This is a genomic window from Acinetobacter sp. NIPH 1852, from assembly GCF_022549455.1.
In the GTDB taxonomy this organism is placed as follows: domain Bacteria; phylum Pseudomonadota; class Gammaproteobacteria; order Pseudomonadales; family Moraxellaceae; genus Acinetobacter.
In genome coordinates, this window is record NZ_JAKZGG010000002.1 from 107323 (window position 1) to 126770 (window position 19448).

Genomic DNA, 19448 nt, shown 5'->3' on the forward strand with positions numbered 1-19448 from the left:
TCCTGTTTTAAAATGGCGCAATAAATATCAATTTGAATGAATAGCCATTAACTTCTAAAGTGTAGTTTATGCAAAATGCACGCCAACTTTGTATTGGCTAAATTTCAATAGCTTATTTATGAAGTGATCTATTTATACGGTATTTTTCACATACATCGCTTTAATTTAATATATTTGCATGTTCTAAAATAGTGCATTAATGGATTTTATTTAAAAGATTGGTTGTATTTTGGTGCATTACACAAAGAGATGTTTTTGCAGCTATGCGTAAGCCAAGAAAAGTCATACAATACGCCGATTCAAGTGGAGCGCAGATTCATGAAGACCCCCAAAGTCGGTTTTGTATCTTTAGGTTGTCCTAAGGCATTGGTAGATTCTGAACGAATTTTAACTCAGTTAAAGACTGAAGGTTATCAAGTTGCATCAGATTATGACGGTGCAGATTTGGTTGTTGTTAATACCTGTGGTTTTATTGAATCTGCAGTACAAGAGTCTTTAGACGCGATTGGCGAAGCCATGAGCGAAAACGGTCGAGTTATCGTAACAGGTTGTTTAGGCAAAGACGAAGATAAAATACGCCAAATGCACCCAAATGTTCTTAAAGTAACAGGTGCGGCAGCATATCAAGATGTGATGGAAGCAGTACATGAATATGTACCTGCACCACCAAAGCACAATCCATTTGTCGATTTAGTTCCAGAGCAAGGTGTTCGTTTAACACCAAAACACTATGCTTATCTAAAAATATCAGAAGGTTGCAACCATCGTTGTACGTTCTGCATTATTCCAAGTATGCGTGGTGATCTCGTTTCTCGTCCTGTAGGTTCGGTGTTGGAAGAAGCAGCTGCGCTGAAGCGTGCAGGTGTAAAAGAAGTCCTGGTGATTTCTCAAGATACGTCTGCTTATGGATTGGATACTAAATATAAGCTGGACTTTTGGAATGGTCAGCCCGTAAAAACTAAATTCTATGATATGTGTGAAGCACTCGGTCAACTTGGAATTTGGGTGCGTTTACATTATGTGTATCCATATCCACATGTTGATGCAGTGATTGACCTGATGGGTCAAGGCAAGATTTTGCCATATTTAGACATCCCTTTTCAGCATGCCAGTCCACGTATCTTAAAATTGATGAAGCGACCAGCACATAGTGAAAACACGTTAGAGCGCCTTAAATTGTGGCGAGAAAAATGCCCTGATTTGGTGATTCGTTCAACATTCGTGGTTGGTTTTCCAGGCGAAACAGAAGAAGATTTCCAAATTTTATTGAATTGGTTGAAAGAAGCTCAACTTGATCGTGTTGGTTGTTTTACTTATTCGCCAGTAGAAGGTGCAACAGCCAACGATCTGCCTAATCATGTTCCTGAAGAAATTAAACAACAACGTTATGAACGTTTTATGGAAGTCCAACAGCAAATTTCAGCGGAAAAGTTGCAAAAACGAATTGGTCAAACCATGACTGTACTTGTTGATAACTTAGAAGACGAATTTCCAGTTGCTGTTGCACGTTCATACGCAGATGCACCAGAAATCGATGGTAATGTTTTTGTTGAAGATATTGATAAAAGCCTGATTAAAGCAGGGGATTTGCTTGAAGTCGAAATTACCGATGCAGATGAATATGATTTATTTGCAAAGTTGATTCAGATTAAATCTGCTTGATTTTGGATTAAATTTAAGAATTTTTGAGATTGTTCGGTTTGGAGTATAAAAGTATGTCAACTTCTAAGAATCCACGTTATGCACGTATCTTGCTCAAGCTTTCTGGTGAAGCGCTCGCAGGAAACAAAGATATGGGTATTGATGCCCAAGTACTCGATCAAATGTCATTGTCGATTGCGCACTTAGTTGGTTTAGGTGTGCAGGTGGGTATTGTGGTTGGTGGTGGTAACTTATATCGCGGTAGCCAATTGCAAAAAGATGGTTTGGTGGGTCGTGTAACGGGTGACCAAATGGGAATGTTGGCAACAGTAATGAACGGTTTGGCAATGCGTGATGCATTGGTACGCCGTAATATTAAAACTCGCTTAATGTCTGCGTTACAGATCGGTACAGTAGTTGAGTCATATTCTAGCCGTGATGCAATTCGTTATCTAAGCCAAGGCGAAGTATGCGTATTCGTTGCAGGCACAGGTAATCCATTTTTTACGACGGATACAGCAGCGTGTTTGCGTGGTATTGAGATCGAATCAAACTTGATCCTTAAAGCAACCAAGGTTGATGGTGTCTATAATAAAGACCCAAGCAAATATGATGATGCAGTTAAATATGATCACTTAACTTTCGATCAAGTACTTGATGAGAAATTGGGTGTTATGGATTTGACTGCGATCTGCTTGTGTCGTGACCACAATGTTCCACTCCAAGTATTCGATATGAATAAATCTGGCGCATTACTTTCGGTCGTAATGGGCGAAAAAGAAGGTACTCACGTCACCAACTAATATACGTGCAGCATAAAGCTCTTTATACTACGCATAATTTTCTTGTAATACCTATTGAATAAGTAAGGAAGATCATATGATTAACGATCTCAAAAAAGACAGCGAACAGCGCATGCAGAAAACCCTTGAATCTTTAGAGCAGGGGTTTGCAAAGGTTCGTACTGGACGTGCTCATCCATCTATTTTAAATGGTGTAATGGTTTCTTACTATGGTTCTGACGTGCCACTTAACCAAGTTGCGAACGTAGGTGTAGAGGATTCGCGTACGCTAGTCGTTCAGCCATTTGAACGTACAATGGTTTCTGCAATTGATAAAGCGATTCGTGAAAGTGACTTGGGATTGAATCCAATCACTGCTGATTCTATTCGTGTTCCGTTACCAGCTTTGACTGAGGAAACACGCCGTGACATGCAAAAAGTAGCACGTACCGAAGCTGAGAATGCAAAAATCGCGATTCGTAACATTCGTCGTGATGTTTTGGGTGACATCAAATCATTATTGAAAGAAAAAGAAATTTCTGAAGATGATGATCGTCGTGCAGGTGATGATATCCAAAAAATTACAGACAAATATGTTGCAGAGGTTGATAAACGTCTTGCGGCAAAAGAAGCAGAATTGATGAAGGTCTAATTCTATGACCTTGCAAGAAGAACCGCTTCTTCCTCAACATGTTGCCATCATTATGGATGGCAACAATCGTTTTGCCAAAAAAAAGCAAATGCAAAAAGGTGATGGGCATCGTGAAGGCAAAAATGTCTTAGATCCTATCGTCGAACATTGTAAAAAAATGGGTGTTCGAGCGTTAACCGTTTTTGCATTTTCCAGTGAGAATTGGAATCGTCCCCAATATGAAGTTGATTTGCTCATGCAATTGCTTGAAGAAACCATTCATGAGCAGCTTCCGCGGATGGAAAAGTTCAACATTGCACTGCGTTTCATTGGGGATCGTTCTCGGTTGTCAAATGAGTTGCGTGATTTAATGCAAGTGGCAGAGCAAAAAACCGCCGCTTTTGATTCCATGACACTTTCCATCGCCGTAAGTTATGGTGGTATGTGGGATATGGCTCATGCTGCAAAATGTATTGCTGAAGATGCACTGGCTGGAAAACTTCAAACAGATCAGATAAATGTTGATTTATTTGATAAATATGTCAGTCTAAATGATCTACCTGCTGTCGATTTGTTGGTCCGTACTGGTGGTGACTATCGGTTGTCTAATTTCTTACTTTGGCAAGCAGCATACGCAGAATTGTATTTTACTGAGACTTTATGGCCAGAATTTACAATTAAAGAATTAGATCATGCGTTTCGCGTTTTTTCGGGACGTGAAAGACGTTTTGGTAAGACATCTGAACAGATTCAACAAGCGAAAATAGAGAATTAATAATGTTAGAGCGGATTATTACCGCATTGGTGTTAGTTGCTGTTGTTTTAAGTTGCATGTTTGCAACGCAATCACATTATCCAATGTTTATGCTTATGATTTTAGCTGCGGGGGTGGCAGGTTATGAGTGGTTTAAGCTTATGCCACGTACTGCGACCACTGTGCCAAAACCTAAGGCTTGGTTGTATGGTGGTTGTGTAGCACTCGTATCGGCACTGGCATTGTTCTACGATGATGTGGCACTACTGCTTTGGGCTGCTTCTATTCTCACTTGGTTGGGAAGTATTTATTGGGTTAAAAACTTTCCTGAATCGGATGGTTGGTACAATCCATCATTATATATCATTGGCTTTATCTTAATTTCTGCTGCAGTCACTGCATTGTATGCCCTATGGTTTAGCTCGCCGTGGTGGTTAATGTATTTGTTCTTGCTGGTTTGGGGCGCGGACAGTGGTGCTTATTTTGTTGGACGCAAATTTGGTCAAAAGAAACTTGCACCTTTTGTAAGTCCAAACAAATCCCTAGAGGGATTGTATGGCGGTATTGCAACGACTGTCATTATTATGTTTGTTGTGCAGTATTTTTATTTAGATTTAACCACTGTACAGCTCGTCTTATTCTTAATACTCTCTATCATTACCGTGTTTGCCTCAGTATTGGGCGATTTGTTCGAGTCGATGATTAAACGCCGTGCTGGGATTAAAGATTCTGGTCGCGTACTCCCTGGACATGGTGGTGTGCTCGATCGAATAGATTCTTTGCTCGCAGCTGCCCCGATTTTTGCAACAGGGTTGTATATCTTAAAACTTATTGGTGTAGATCTATAAATGACACAAGCTGTTTGTATATTGGGTGCGACAGGTTCAATTGGACAAAGTACTTTAAAAGTATTAGCGCAGCACCCAGAGCAATACACTGTATTTGCGGTTTCTGCTTATAGTCGTTTAGATGAGCTTTTAGAGATTTGTAGAAAATTTCATCCTAAAATTGTTGTGGTACCGAATGAAAAAGTCAGTGAACTGCAACAGCGTTTTAACCAAGAAAATTTAAAACAAATTGAAATTCTTTCGGATGAAACTGGCTTAATTGAGATTGCTGAACATCCTGACGTTGATATTGTCATGGCAGCGATCGTTGGTGCTGCTGGTTTATTGCCGACACTTGCCGCAGTTAAAGCGGGTAAACGTGTATTACTTGCCAATAAAGAAGCATTGGTGATGTCGGGTGACATTATGATGCAGGCTGCACGTGAGCATAATGCATTACTATTACCCGTAGATTCTGAACATAATGCGATTTTTCAATCATTACCACATGATTACTTAACCACTGAACGAACAGGGCAGCCACAGCTAGGCGTTTCTGGTATTTTGTTGACAGCCTCTGGCGGCCCATTTCTCAATCACACATTAGAACAATTAAGTGCAGTAACACCACAACAAGCGTGCAAACATCCAAACTGGTCGATGGGACAAAAGATCTCAGTAGACTCAGCGACTTTGATGAATAAAGGTCTAGAACTGATCGAAGCATGCCATTTGTTTTCAATATCAGAACATTTTGTTACAGTTGTTGTGCATCCACAAAGTATCATTCATTCAATGGTTCAATATGTGGATGGTTCAACTTTGGCACAAATGGGTAACCCCGATATGTGTACGCCGATTGCACATGCATTGGCATGGCCAAATCGCCTAAAAACACATGTTCCTGCATTGGATTTATTTGCGACAGCTCAGTTGGACTTTCAAGCACCTGATGAAGTTAAGTTTCCTGCTTTAAATCTAGCACGTCAGGCGATGAGAGCAGGTGGTCTAGCACCTACGATCTTGAATGCAGCAAATGAAATTGCAGTGGCTGCATTTCTACAAAACCGCATCGCTTTTACGCAAATTGCTCAAGTTGTCGAACAGAGCTTAGATGCTGTACAAAATGCTAAAGCAGAAAATATAGACATCATTTTGCATACTGATATGATCGCTAGACGGATTGCAGAGAAATACATTGTGGATATAGGAGGCTAAATCGTATGAATGCACTATTTATGATTGTTGCAGCGATTTTATTGCTTGGGCCTCTGATCGCAATTCATGAGTTTGGTCACTATTGGGTTGCACGCAAGCTTGGTGTAAAAGTTTTAGTTTATTCGATTGGTTTTGGTCCAACTTTACTGAAATGGCAATCTAAAAAATCTGGTATTCAATATCAGCTTTCTGCGTTGCCTTTAGGTGGTTACGTCAAGATGTTGGATGAGCGTGAGGGAAATGTCGCAGAAAAAGACCTTCCTTATACATTCAATCGACAGCCACCGTGGAAGCGTATTGCAATTGTTGCTGCGGGTCCTTTAATTAATCTCATTTTTGCAGTTTTTTTATTTTGGATTTTGTTCCTACCTGCACAAGAACAGTTGAATACGCGTATTGGTAAAATCATGCCAAATACACCTGCCGCTCAGGTCGACCTACAGGTCGGTGATAAAGTTCTAGCTGTGGATGGTCAAACGACGCCGACATGGGAAAAATTAAACTTTGCTTTAATTAACCGTGTGGGTGAATCTGGTCAAGTGTCGGTGCTGGTTGAGCGAGACGGTACTGAAAAACAATTTAACTTGTCGATCCAAAACTTTCTCAAAGATCAAAGTCAATCACCTTTAGACGCATTGGGTTTCCTGCCTTATCGTCCAATGATCCCTGCTGTCGTGAAAGAACTAACTGCCGATGGCACTGCGATTCGCCAAGGGATGAAAGAAGGCGATCAAATTGTGGCAATTAATGATGTTGCCATGAAAGACTGGTTTGATGTGGTGAGTGTGGTTCAAAAATCACCTGAAAAGCTATTAAATATTGATGTGATGAGACAAGGTGAGCTGGTACATTTACAGATGATACCCCGTGGTCAGCGTGACAATATGGGCAATGTGACTGGTGTACTGGGAGTGAAAAGTGATGCAGGTCAAGTCACGATTCCGAATGATTATAAGCAAACCATTCAGTATTCACCTTTCCAGGCTTTTGGTGTCGCGGTTGATAAAACCGTACAGCTTTCAAGTATGATTTTTAACTCGATCGTCAAAATGGTACGTGGATTAATTGGGCTAGATAATTTGTCAGGACCAATTACCATTGCTAAAGTTGCAGGTCAAAGTGCAGAAATGGGATGGCAGACATTTATTTCCTTTATGGCACTGATGAGTGTGAGTTTGGGGATTTTGAACTTATTGCCGATTCCGATGCTTGATGGTGGACATCTGGTTTATTACTTTATCGAACTCATTCGTGGTAAACCTGTTTCCGAACAAATACAGATATTGGGTCTAAAAGTTGGTATGGTACTGCTCGGTAGCATGATGCTTTTGGCTTTATTTAACGACTTCATGCGTTTATAAAAAACGCAAATGGAATTTAACTTACTGGAAAATATATGGGCATGCGTCACACACATTTATTAATGCCTTTGGCACTGGTCAGTGCGATGGCAGTGGTACAACAAGCATACGCAGCAGATGAGTTTCTTGCACGAGATATACGAATTGATGGGCTAGTGCGTTTAACACCTGCAAGTATTTATTCGATGTTGCCAATAAATAGTGGTGATCGTGTCAATGATCCAATGATTGCTGAGGCTATTCGTAGTTTATATGCATCAGGTTTATTTGATGACATTAAAGTCTATAAAGAAAGCGATGTATTGGTGTTCAAAGTCGTCGAACGTCCAGTGATTTCCAAGTTGGAGTTTAAAGGAAATAAACTTATTCCAAAAGAAGCTTTGGAACAAGGCTTGAAGAAGATGGGAATCGCTGAGGGCGAAGTGTTCAAGAAGTCTGCGCTACAGATCATTGAAACTGAACTTGAACAACAGTATACCCAGCAAGGTCGTTATGATGCTGATGTGACAGTAGAAACAGTTGCACGACCAAACAACCGTGTTGAGTTGTTATTGAACTTCAACGAAGGAACAGCAGCTAAAGTATTCGATATTAATATCATTGGTAATACTGTATTTAGTGACAGTGATATCAAGCAAGCTTTCGCAGTAAAAGAAAGTGGCTGGGCTTCTGTTGTAACTCGTAATGACCGCTATGCACGTGAAAAAATGGCAGCAAGCTTAGAAGCTTTACGTGCGTTATATCTCAACAAAGGTTATATCAATTTTAATATTATTAATTCACAACTGAATATCAGTGAAGATAAAAAGAATATCTTTATCGAAGTTTCTGTTGATGAAGGTAGTCAATTTAAGTTTGGCGAGACCAAATTCTTAGGTGATGCACTTTATAAGCCTGAAGAACTAAAAGCACTAAAACTATATAAAGATGGCGAAACCTATTCACAAGAAAGAGTGAATGCCGTTAAGCAACTATTACTGAGAAAGTATGGTAATGCTGGTTATTACTACGCTGAGGTGAATGTCGTACCTGAGATTAATAACCAAACTGGATTGGTGAATCTCAATTACTATATCAATCCGGGGCAACAAGTTACGGTACGTCGTGTGAACTTCACAGGTAATAATAAGACTGCTGATGAGGTTTTACGTCGTGAAATGCGCCAAATGGAAGGTGCGTTAGCAAGTAACGAAAAAATTGATTTATCAAAAATTCGTTTAGAGCGTACAGGCTTCTTTAAAACCGTTGATGTTAAGCCTGTTCGTGTACCAAACACACCTGACCAAGTTGATTTAAATGTCGCTGTTGAAGAGCAACATTCAGGAACTACAACTTTGGCAGTTGGTTACTCTCAAAATGGTGGTGTGACTTTCCAAGCAGGTTTAAGTCAAACTAACTTTATGGGGACAGGTAACCGTGTTGCAGTCGATCTATCTCGCTCAGAAACACAAGATTATTACAACCTAAGTGTGACCGACCCATATTTCACGATTGATGGTGTGAGTCGTGGTTATAATGTTTACTATCGTAAAACCAAGCTAAATAAAGACTTTAACGTCAATAACTACGTGACTGACAGTTTGGGCGGTAGTCTAAGTTTTGGTTATCCGATTGATGAAAACCAAAGTTTAAGTGCATCGGTGGGTATTGATAAGACTAAAGTCAGAACGGGACCAAACGTATCTACTTACATCCGTGACTATTTATTAGCAAATGGTGGTAAAAAGACAGGTTCAAGCTCATTTTGTGAGGGCTCTTACAAGTCGCAAAAAGAAATTGATATTGAAAAAGGCGATCCACCACCATCTGATCCCCCAGAAGGATATGATTTACCTACACATTGTGTAGATGACAAGTTCGATGCTTTGAAGTTGAAAGAGTACGGCAATCAGTTTGAAGGTGAATTTTTAACTTATACACTTAATTTGGGCTGGTCATATAATACGCTGAACCGACCAGTTTTCCCAACATCAGGTATGTCGCATCGTGTTGGCCTAGAAGTGGGTCTTCCAGGTAGTGATGTTGACTATCAAAAACTAACTTATGATGCGCAAGCATTTAAATCATTACCAAAAGGTTTTGTACTTCGAGGTTATGGTAAGTTAGGTTTTGGTAATGATCTACCATTCTACAAGAATTTCTATGCAGGTGGTTATGGCTCAGTTCGTGGCTATGACAACAGCTCTTTGGGTCCAAAATATCCAAGTGTTATTTTCCAAGAAACAGGTAGAAATGACCCAGATCCTGAAGAAGTCGGTGGTAATGCACTAGTCCAGTTTGGTACTGAACTCGCCTTACCTGTGCCATTCAAAGGGGATTGGGCACGTCAAGTCAGACCTGTACTGTTTGCTGAAGGTGCACAAGTATTTGATACGAAATGTGATGTGCCTAAAGGTAACATTTCAGTAAATGGTAGCAATGTCGATATAAAACAATACTGTAAAGACAACTACAATTTTGATGCTGGAAATATGCGCTACAGTGTTGGTGCAGGCTTTACATGGATCACTATGATTGGACCGTTATCGCTGAGTTATGCTTACCCGCTTAATGACAAGAAGGGTGATGACACTAAATCAATCCAATTTGAAATTGGTCGTACATTCTAAGTACGACCTTGTTTAATTTTTGAAAAATATACAAAGGATGGAATCATGAAAACATTAACCGCTGTCATGTTCGGTTTAGGTTTAACGATATCTGCGATGAGTAATGCAGCAAGTATTGCTGTCGTCGATTTAGCAAAAGTTGTTGAAAGTAGTACCTATTTGAAACAGCAGAACGCCAGTCTCGGTCAATCGGTAAAACCGACATCGACCAAATTGGAACAGTTAGGCAAAGAAATCGAGAGTTTGCAACAAAGAGCGCAATCTGCAAATCAAGCTGATTTACAAAAACTTTCTGCACAATATCAGGCAAAAGTAAATGAGTTCAATACAACTCAACAAGGTTTACAGACTAAAGTTCAGTCAAGTTTGCAAACCATGAATACGACTTTTGAAAATCGTGTTAAGCAAGCAGCCGAACAACTGCGTAAAGAAAACAATTTAGACTTTATTATGAATAAAAATTCTACGATTGCCTCTGACGCTAAGTATGATTTAACTGATAAAATGATTCAAAAGGTTAATGCAATGAAATAATCAATGAATAGAAGTCGTTATCGTTTAGAAGAACTTGCTCACCTTGTAAAAGGTGAGTTTTTTGGTGAAAAAGACTTTCAAATTTCCAATTTGGCAAGTTTAGAGCTGGCTCAGAACCAGCATATTAGTTTTGTGAATGGTGAAAAATATCTAGCCCAAGCAGAAGCAAGTCATGCTGGTGTTTATATCGTCACGGAAACATTGAAGCAGCAACTTCCACAAAAGAAAAATTTTATCGTTGTTGATAACCCTTATTTAGCATTTGCAGTTCTCACGCATCTATTCGAAGCAAAAATCCTCCAACGTGGTATTGAAAGCACGGCTCAAATTCATCCCTCAGCAATCATTGCCGATGATGTTTATATTGGACATTATGTGATCATTGGCGAAAACTGTGTGGTTGGAGCAAATACAATTATTCAAGCCCATTCATTTATTGATGACGGTGTTGAGATCGGAAAAGATTGCTTTATTGATGCTCATGTCACCATTACGGGACAAGCGACATTAAAAGATCGTGTTCGGATCCATGCAAATACTGCGATCGGGACAGAAGGCTTTGGTTTTGCACCTTATGAAGGGAAATGGCATCGAATTGCTCAACTTGGTTCAGTTCAGATCGGTAATGACGTGCGTATTGGCTCAAATTGTAGTATTGATCGAGGTGCTTTGGATGACACGATTTTGAAAGATGGTGTCATTATTGATAACCTTGTGCAAATCGCTCACAATGTACATATTGGTGAAAATACAGCAATTGCCGCGAAATGTGGAATCGCTGGCAGTACGAAAATTGGCAAAAACTGTATTCTAGGTGGAGCCTGTGGGGTGGTTGGGCATCTTGAAATCACGGATAATGTGACACTTACAGCAATGTCAATGGTCACAAAAAATATTTATGAAGCTGGAACGTATTCTTCTGGTGTTGGACTTTTTGAAAATAGTCATTGGAAAAAGACCATTGTGCGCTTAAGACAATTAGCAGATGTGCCATTGACCCAAATCACGAAAAGACTCGATCATATGCAAGCTCAATTAGAGTCCCTTGAATCAACCCTTAAGTTACGTAAATAATTTATTATGACCGAATCTACATTACCAACATTTACAATGCCTGAATTGCCAATGGATATTTTGACCATTCGCGAATATTTACCTCATCGCTATCCTTTTTTATTAGTTGATCGTGTGACTGAAGTGACTGAAAACAGCATTGTCGGTTATAAGAATGTGTCTATTAATGAAGAGTTTCTTCAAGGACATTTTCCCACTTATCCGATTATGCCTGGTGTATTGATCATTGAAGCTTTAGCACAGGTCTCTGGTATATTAGGTTTTGTATTAACAAATCAAAAGCCAAAAGCGGGTTCGTTGTTCTTATTTGCTGGTGCAGAAAAAATAAGATTTAAGAAACAGGTTGTTGCCGGTGACCAGCTTATCTTAAAATCTGAACTTGTTATGCAAAAACGCGGCATTTACAAGTACAATTGTACTGCAAGCGTTGACGGTATTATCGCTGCAACGGCAGAGATTATTATTTCACACCAAAAAATTGAGCAGGCATGAGTAGTCAAAATTTAATACATCCTACAGCTATTATCGATCCATCTGCAGTAATCGCATCAGATGTGCAGATTGGACCGTATTGTATTGTAGGCCCAAATGTAAGTATTGACACGGGGACAAAATTACACTCACATGTAGTGATTGGTGGTTTTACGCGGATTGGTAAAAATAATGATATTTTCCAATTCTCTAGTGTTGGGGAAATTTGCCAAGATTTGAAATATCAAGGTGAAGAAACGTGGTTGGAAATTGGCGACCACAATATTATCCGTGAGCATTGTACCTTGCATAGAGGTACAGTTCAGGATAAAGGCATTACCAAGATTGGTAGTCATAACCTATTTATGGTGAATACCCATATCGCACATGATTGTGTGATTGGGAATCACAATATTTTTGCCAATAATGTCGGCGTTGCAGGCCATGTACATGTTGGTGATCATATTATTGTCGGTGGTAATGCTGGTATTCATCAATTTTGCCGTATTGATTCATATAGTATGATTGGTGGTGCTGCATTGATTCTCAAAGATGTTCCTGCCTATGTGATGGCATCAGGAAACCCAGCGCATGCATATGGTATGAACATTGAAGGTATGCGACGTAAAGGCTGGTCAAGAGATACCATTCAAGGCTTAAGAGCTGCCTATAAACTGATTTATAAGTCTGGCCTCACCTCTGAGCAGGCTATTGAACAGATTCGTAATGAAGTACTGGTGAATACACCAGAAGCGCAACTATTTATTGACTCTTTAGAAAAATCAACGCGCGGTATTGTGCGTTAATTGATTCAGTGCGGTTAATAGATAAGAAAAAAGACACTGAGGTGTCTTTTTTGCATTTTAGTCGTCGTCCTCAATGAATTGTTGTCGATATTGTTTAGGTGATACTTCAAAGGTTCTTTTAAACGCTTGGCTAAAGGCAGTTTCCGATGAATATCCGACTTTATTTGCAATTTGTTGAATCGAATAACTGCTTTTTCGTAGATATTGGCTGGCTAAACGCATCCGATGTTGTTGTAAATAGGCTAGCGGTGATTCGCCGATAACTTCATGGAATAAACTGGCAAACTTTGAGCGTGACATACAGCATTGTTCTGCCAATAATTCGACGGTCCAAGCATCTTCGGGATGGTTGTGAATAGCAGCTAAGCTATTACTGAGTTCAGGATGGTTGAGTGCACTGAGCCAGCCGTGTTGAGTTGATATTTGTTGGATATGATCACGTATACATTTGATCAATAAAATATTCACCAAGTGGTCAATGATAATGTCTCGACCTGCCTGAATATTCTGAGTTTCCAATGCTAGGAAATGCAATCCTATTTGTAACCATTCAGGTGCGGTCGCATCTCCTTGTTGCAGATGAATCAATAACGGAAGTGCTTGAACAAAAGGGCGCGCCATGATGGTATCAATTTGGCAACGGATCGTTAAAATTAGATTTTTATTCGAAGATTCTGTACCAAACTCTAAGGCATCTTCTTTGTGACCATCGAAGAATTTTGAAATATCAATCGCATCAACGAGCTTGGTAATCGCATTGTCTGCACCAATATGCGCTTTCCCAGAAGGAATAATCACAATTTCGCCAGCATGAGCAGTCAAACTGTTCTGAGCATCAATTTGAATATAAACCGAACCAACCAAAACAATATGCACAATCAAAGCGCTTTGATCTTGGCAAAAAAAACTCCATTCTCCCTGAGTTTTCAAGTAGATATATTCAGTGTGGTTTAAATGAATATCAGCAAAAATTTTACTTAGGGCATCCATATGATTTTTACATGATGTAGTTATTCTTAAATTATAGAGTGCTATGGAGATAACTCAATATCTGTTTATGTGCTTAAAGGACAAAAACAGGGGGGAAAATGCCAAAGACGCTGAAATAGGTTTTTTGGACGCTTGCAACTGTAATCTGCTACATTTTCCTAGAAAATATAAGTATATAGAAAAGATATGGAAAAGATGATGAATGCGCCAGTAAATGTTGAGCATGAACTTACGCCAGTAAGCATTCCAAAATCAAAAATGGAGTTGGACCGTAAACGTTATTTATGGGCAATTAGTCCAGCTTTACCTGTAATCGGTATTGGTATTTTAGCTGGTTACCAATTTGCACCTCGTCCATTGAAGAAAATCTTTGCATTGGGTGGGCCGATTGTTTTACATATTGTCATTCCAACAATTGATACAATCATTGGTAAAGATGCCAATAATCCATCTGAAGAAGATATTAAGCTTTTAGAGAAAGATCCATACTATTCGCGTTTAGTCAAAAGCTTTATTCCGTTACAGTATGCAGCGAATTTTTATGCATGTTATTTAACAAGTCGAAAAGAAACATCATTCATTGATAAAATTTTCCTTGGTATTTCAATGGGTGCGATTAATGGTATTGCGATTAATACCGCACATGAACTCAGCCATAAACATGATCGCATTGACCATATTTTGTCACATTTGGCACTTGTTCCAACAGGGTACAATCATTTCCGTATAGAACATCCTTATGGCCACCATAAACGTGCGGCGACACCAGAAGATCCAGCATCTTCACAAATGGGTGAGACATTTTATGAGTTTTGGCCACGTACAGTCTTCGGTTCTTTTAAGTCAGCAATCGAGATCGAGACCAATCGTTTAAAACGTAAGGGCTTAGAATTCTGGTCTAAAGATAATGAATTACTTCAAGGTTGGGGAATGAGTGCAGCATTCCACGGCTCGATGATTGGTTTATTTGGTAAGGGGGTAATTCCTTATTTAGCAACTCAGGCATTCTATGGCATTACTTTGTTCGAGATTATTAATTATATCGAACACTATGGTTTGAAGCGTCAGAAAAATGCAGATGGGAAATATCAACGCACGATGCCAGAACATAGCTGGAACAATAATAATATTGTGACCAATTTGTTCTTGTATCAGTTACAGCGTCACTCAGACCATCATGCTTATCCAACTCGTCCATTCCAAGCATTACGTCATTTTGATGAAGCACCAGAGTTGCCAAGTGGCTATGCAAGCATGTTACTTCCTGCGTTGATTCCACCACTATGGTTCAAAATGATGGATAAGCGTGTATTTGATCATTACAAAGGTGATTTAAATAAAGCCAATATCTATCCAAAACGTCGTGCTAAAATTTTGAAAAAATTTGGTGTGGCTGACCAGTCTTTAGAACAAGCATCCATTGAAGTTGCTGTTACAGACTAATTTTTAAGCTTCCAAAACAAAAAACACTGATCAGCAATGATCGGTGTTTTTTTATTTTCTTGTATTAAAAAAATAAAAAAGGGCTGTTTTCAGATCCTGTTGCTGTATACCTATCCATAACGTAAAACTAAAAAATCCTGATATTAAGAGGCTGAAATGACAAAACATTATGATTATATTGTGATCGGTGGCGGTAGTGGTGGTATTGCATCGGTGAATCGAGCAGCGATGTACGGTAAAAAATGCGCCTTAATTGAAAGGAGCGAAATCGGTGGAACTTGTGTCAATGTTGGTTGCGTACCTAAAAAAGTCATGTGGTATGCAGCGCAAGTCGCTGAAACCATCCAAAAATACGGGCCTGATTATGGCTTCAATAGCAAACTAGAGTCATTTGATTGGCAGATCTTAATTAAGAATAGACAAGCTTATATTGAGCGGATTCATCAGTCTTATCAAAATAGCCTAAGTAATAATAACGTTGATATAATTCATGGCGCTGCAACTTTTATTGATAAAAATACCATTGAAGTCAATGCTGAACGCTACACAGCAGAACATATTTTAATTGCAACAGGAACACAGCCTGCCTTACCTCAGCTTGATGGCGTTGAATATGGCATCGATTCAAATGGTTTTTTTGAGTTAACAGCTTTGCCTAAAAGAACAGCCGTTGTAGGTTCTGGCTATATCGCAGTTGAGCTTGCTGGTGTGCTGAATGCCTTAGGCTCAAAGGTGGAATTGTTTATTCGTAAGGATTTACCTGTACGTCGTTTTGACCGATTCATCAGTGAAACTTTGCTTGAGGTGATGCAAACAGATGGAATCATGGTACATACGCAGGCAGTGCCTAAGCGTGTCACAAAGAATCAAGATGGTTCTGTTATTTTACATCTGGAAAATGAAGAACAACATACTGTCGATTGTCTGATTTGGGCAACAGGGCGTAAACCAGATACATCAAATTTAAATCTAGATAAAGCCAATATTCAGCTCGATGAAAGGGGCTATATCAAAGTCGATAAATTTCAAAATACGACTCAAGTTGGTATCTATGCAGTTGGAGATATTACTGGGAAAATGGAATTAACACCTGTTGCTGTAGCGGCTGGTCGTCGCTTATCCGAAAGACTGTTTAATAATAAACCTAATGAATATTTGGATTATGACAATATTCCAACCGTGGTGTTTAGTCATCCACCGATTGGCACAGTTGGGATCACTGAAGCTGAAGCAATTGAAAAATACGGTAAACAATCAGTGAAAGTTTATAGCTCATCTTTTACTGCGATGTTTAGTGCGATTACCCAGCATCGGCAGCCAACAAAAATGAAGTTGGTCTGTGTTGGCAAAGAAGAAAAAATTGTGGGAATTCATGGCATAGGTTTTGGGATGGATGAAATTTTGCAAGGTTTTGCGGTTGCATTGAAAATGGGTGCGACTAAACAGGACTTTGACAATACCGTGGCAATTCACCCGACCTCTGCTGAAGAGTTTGTGACGATGAGATAAATCAGCTTTTCATTTATCAAAATTAAAAAAAGGACGTTATAGCAACGTCCTTTTAATTCTGTACTTTCACAGACAGAAATTATTTCAACTCGCTCGAAGATTTACCTAACTCACGACGAGCAATAATGAGTTGCTGAATTTGTTGCGTACCTTCAAAAATATCAAGAATTTTTGAATCGCGTGCCCATTTTTCTAATAACTCATCTTCACCATAACCAAGGCTTGCAGCCAGTTCGACACATTTTAGGGTGATTTCATTGCCCACACGTCCAGCTTTTGCTTTGGCGATCGAGGCTTCTTTGGAGTTTGGTTTCTTGTTATCCGCCATCCATGTTGCTTTGATCATTAGCAAACGTGCAGCTTCCCACTCAGCTTCCATGCGATAAATTTGGGCAGCTAAGTTTGAAGTTTGGAGATAGGGTGTTTTATAGTCAGGATCAAGTTGATCTTTGAATATTTCTTTAATTCGCTCTAATGAAGCTTTAGCGCAACCAATCGCCATTGCAGCGACTAGCGGTCGAGTATTGTCAAAGGTTTCCATCACGCCTGCAAAACCTTTTGCGATATCAATTTCAGGATTGCCCAGTAAATTGGCAGCAGGAACACGACAGTCGATGAAACTAATTACTGCGGTATCCGATGCTTTGATCCCCAACTTATGCTCTAGACGCTCTACCTTCATTCCTGTAGTACCTTTTGGTACAACAAAGGATTTAATCGCAGCGCGACCAAGTTTTTTGTCTAAAGTTGCCCAAACGACAACCGAGTCAGCACGTTCACCAGAGGTAACGAAGATTTTCTCACCATTGAGGATATAGTCATCGCCATCTTTAGTCGCTGTGGTACGAATAGCAGCAGAGTCGGATCCACAACCCGGCTCCGTAATGGCCATCGCTGCCCAAGTATTTTTGAAGCGTTCAAGTTGTTCATCATTGGCGACCGCAGCGATGGCGGAGTTACCTAAACCTTGGCGTGGCATACTGAGCAATAAACCTGTATCGCCATAGCACATCTCAATGATACCAAGTGCAGTCGACATATTATTGCCATTTTTATTTCCTGTTTCAGCGGCACCACGTTGTCCAACAGCCGCGCCCGCATTGATGCCTTCACCACCTTCATTCATACCATCGACCAAAGAGGCTAGCATATCCAACTCTTTTGGATAGGCGTGTTCAGCTTTATCATACTTGCGAGAAATCGGGCGCAATACATTCAACGCGACTTCATGTGCTTGATCGACCATCATTTTGAATTTTTTAGGATTTTGTAAGTTCATCGTATTATCCTCAGGTGATCAGTTAAGCATGTAAGCCAGAATGTAAAATTGCAGTTGCGCGTAAGTCTCGATACCAACGTTCAACAGGATGCTCTTTGGTAAAACCGTGCCCGCCTAGAATTTGTACGCCATCTGTACCGATTTTCATTGATTTTTCAGCACAGAGTAAACGAGCTAAATATGCTTCACGATGGAAGGGTTGTCCAGCTTCTGCCAAACTCGCTGCGTTTAGCACCAACATACGCATGGCATCAATTTCAATCGCCATATCGGCAATGATAAATGCAACACTTTGACGATGAGAGATTGGCTCACCAAATGCGGTACGTTCATTGGCATATTTGATACAGTATGCTTTGATCGCTTCACATGTACCAACCGCCATTGCACACCACATGAGATTGCCCAGGTCGACAAATGCAGTGTAGTCAAAATCTGCATCACCTAAAGGTAAAGCAGGGGTGTTATTAAATCGTAATGTTGCGGTTTCGGCTGCTTTTAATCCCATAGCTGGATTGGCTTTAATCGAAATACTGTCATCGCACTGCACGACAAAGATATTTGCTTCTCCATCGAACTCGGCACTCACCAAGAAAACATCGGCAGTATCACCAAGCACAACTAAAGTTTTTTCACCATTAATGAGGATTTGACCATTTGATTCTGTCGCTGTGGTTTTCAATTGGAATGGATTAAATGCAGGTGTTGCTTCTTGAACTGCAAAAGTTGCGGTCACGTCAGTATCTTCAGCAAAGCACGGGAGATACATCGACTGGACTTGAGTTGAACCCCAACGGGTAATGGCATTAATGACGCTGAATGTACTCAGTAAGCCTGCAGTTAAACTAAAATCACCCTTTGCTAAGCTTTCTGCAATGAGAATATTGCTGACGATATTTTGTTCGGCTGCAACACCGCCTAATGCTTCAGGTAGAGCGTAGTAGTTTAAGCCTAAGTCTACTAAATGTTGCCAGAGTTGTTCTGGAAACTGTGCATTGTGATCGGCATCATGAGCAAGTGTATACAACACTTCTTGTGCAAATTGTGACATTGCATCCGCAGTCATTTGCTGTTCTTCAGTTAAACTGAGATCAAATAAATTTTTGTTAATTTGATTGGGTAAACGTTGTTTATCAATAGGTTGTGCTTTAAAGGCTTTCTGCGTTTTTGTAAGTACTTTAAAACCAGTTTTTGAACCTTGATATAATGATTTTTCTACAAATTTTCGTAATTTGAGTTGATCAAGCACATCGCTTCCTGCAAGTTTTGTGATCAAAGATAGCCCAATACCTTGAGCTTTATTCATCATATTCGACATGTTTTTATCCTAGAGGATGGTTGTGATTTTATGCTGACATGTTCTAGAGCGAAAGACTATGTCTTCTTTGACCTGCTGATTGGATATAGATAAAGGGTGATTTGCATGATGGTTTTATTTTATCTATTTGTTTTTAAATAAGTAAATAAAAATACTAAAAAATTAATCTAAAAAAAATTGACCAAACTGACAAATCAGATT

At 39.6% G+C, this 19448-nt stretch carries 17 protein-coding genes; 14 read left to right on the top strand and 3 right to left on the bottom strand.

Annotated features, from left to right (window positions below; translation table 11 throughout):
* Nucleotides 1-318: 318 nt before the first annotated feature.
* The 12 genes from rimO to lpxA all read left to right on the top strand — a co-directional run bounded on the left by rimO (nt 319) and on the right by lpxA (nt 12708).
* Nucleotides 319-1662: a 30S ribosomal protein S12 methylthiotransferase RimO gene (gene rimO / locus MMO38_RS02220; protein WP_241322372.1), complete on the top strand. Its 1344-nt coding sequence runs from the start codon at nt 319-321 to the stop codon at nt 1660-1662.
* A gap of 53 nt (nt 1663-1715) precedes the next feature.
* Nucleotides 1716-2444, top strand: a complete 729-nt coding sequence (pyrH, locus tag MMO38_RS02225; RefSeq protein ID WP_004670966.1) for a UMP kinase — start codon at nt 1716-1718, stop codon at nt 2442-2444.
* Between the two features lie 76 nt (nt 2445-2520).
* On the top strand, nt 2521-3075 hold the full coding sequence (gene frr / locus MMO38_RS02230) for a ribosome recycling factor (RefSeq protein ID WP_004670967.1): 555 nt from the start codon (nt 2521-2523) through the stop codon (nt 3073-3075).
* A 4-nt stretch (nt 3076-3079) separates the two neighbouring features.
* The gene (gene uppS, locus MMO38_RS02235; RefSeq protein ID WP_004670968.1) at nt 3080-3829 is read left to right on the top strand and encodes a polyprenyl diphosphate synthase; all 750 of its coding nucleotides are present in this window, start codon (nt 3080-3082) and stop codon (nt 3827-3829) included.
* A 2-nt stretch (nt 3830-3831) separates the two neighbouring features.
* A complete protein-coding gene (locus MMO38_RS02240) occupies nt 3832-4656 on the top strand; it encodes a CDP-archaeol synthase (RefSeq protein ID WP_005197084.1) in 825 nt (274 codons plus the stop codon).
* Nucleotides 4657-5853: a 1-deoxy-D-xylulose-5-phosphate reductoisomerase gene (ispC, locus tag MMO38_RS02245; RefSeq protein WP_241322373.1), complete on the top strand. Its 1197-nt coding sequence runs from the start codon at nt 4657-4659 to the stop codon at nt 5851-5853. It abuts the gene before it with no gap.
* Nucleotides 5854-5858: 5 nt separating this feature from the next.
* On the top strand, nt 5859-7214 hold the full coding sequence (rseP, locus tag MMO38_RS02250) for an RIP metalloprotease RseP (protein ID WP_241322374.1): 1356 nt from the start codon (nt 5859-5861) through the stop codon (nt 7212-7214).
* Nucleotides 7215-7249: 35 nt separating this feature from the next.
* Entirely contained in the window at nt 7250-9823 is a 2574-nt protein-coding gene (gene bamA, locus MMO38_RS02255) for an outer membrane protein assembly factor BamA (protein WP_241322375.1), read from the top strand.
* A gap of 45 nt (nt 9824-9868) precedes the next feature.
* On the top strand, nt 9869-10357 hold the full coding sequence (locus MMO38_RS02260) for an OmpH family outer membrane protein (RefSeq protein ID WP_004670973.1): 489 nt from the start codon (nt 9869-9871) through the stop codon (nt 10355-10357).
* Nucleotides 10358-10360: 3 nt separating this feature from the next.
* Entirely contained in the window at nt 10361-11431 is a 1071-nt protein-coding gene (lpxD, locus tag MMO38_RS02265) for a UDP-3-O-(3-hydroxymyristoyl)glucosamine N-acyltransferase (protein ID WP_241322377.1), read from the top strand.
* Between the two features lie 6 nt (nt 11432-11437).
* Complete coding sequence (fabZ, locus tag MMO38_RS02270; protein ID WP_004670975.1) at nt 11438-11923, top strand: 3-hydroxyacyl-ACP dehydratase FabZ; 486 nt, start codon at nt 11438-11440, stop codon at nt 11921-11923.
* Nucleotides 11920-12708 carry an acyl-ACP--UDP-N-acetylglucosamine O-acyltransferase gene (gene lpxA / locus MMO38_RS02275; protein ID WP_004670976.1) on the top strand — a complete coding sequence of 263 codons (789 nt, stop codon included), beginning with the start codon at nt 11920-11922 and terminating at the stop codon, nt 12706-12708. Before fabZ ends, lpxA begins: the two co-directional genes overlap by 4 nt.
* A 57-nt stretch (nt 12709-12765) precedes the next feature.
* On the opposite strand, the gene MMO38_RS02280 is transcribed toward lpxA, so the two are convergent.
* On the bottom strand, nt 12766-13698 hold the full coding sequence (locus MMO38_RS02280; protein WP_004670977.1) for an AraC family transcriptional regulator: 933 nt from the start codon (nt 13696-13698) through the stop codon (nt 12766-12768).
* Between the two features lie 198 nt (nt 13699-13896).
* On the opposite strand from MMO38_RS02280, the gene MMO38_RS02285 reads away from it, so the two are divergent.
* Nucleotides 13897-15141 carry an alkane 1-monooxygenase gene (locus tag MMO38_RS02285; RefSeq protein ID WP_241322379.1) on the top strand — a complete coding sequence of 415 codons (1245 nt, stop codon included), beginning with the start codon at nt 13897-13899 and terminating at the stop codon, nt 15139-15141.
* Nucleotides 15142-15297: 156 nt separating this feature from the next.
* Entirely contained in the window at nt 15298-16650 is a 1353-nt protein-coding gene (gene gorA, locus MMO38_RS02290) for a glutathione-disulfide reductase (RefSeq protein WP_241322381.1), read from the top strand.
* 79 nt (nt 16651-16729) lie between these two features.
* Here the strand turns inward: gorA and MMO38_RS02295 are convergent, their stop codons facing one another.
* Nucleotides 16730-17929, bottom strand: coding sequence for an acyl-CoA dehydrogenase family protein (locus MMO38_RS02295; RefSeq protein WP_241322382.1), 1200 nt, complete (start codon nt 17927-17929; stop codon nt 16730-16732).
* A gap of 22 nt (nt 17930-17951) precedes the next feature.
* Nucleotides 17952-19238, bottom strand: a complete 1287-nt coding sequence (locus tag MMO38_RS02300) for an acyl-CoA dehydrogenase family protein (RefSeq protein ID WP_241322523.1) — start codon at nt 19236-19238, stop codon at nt 17952-17954.
* Between the last annotated feature and the right edge of the window lie 210 nt (nt 19239-19448).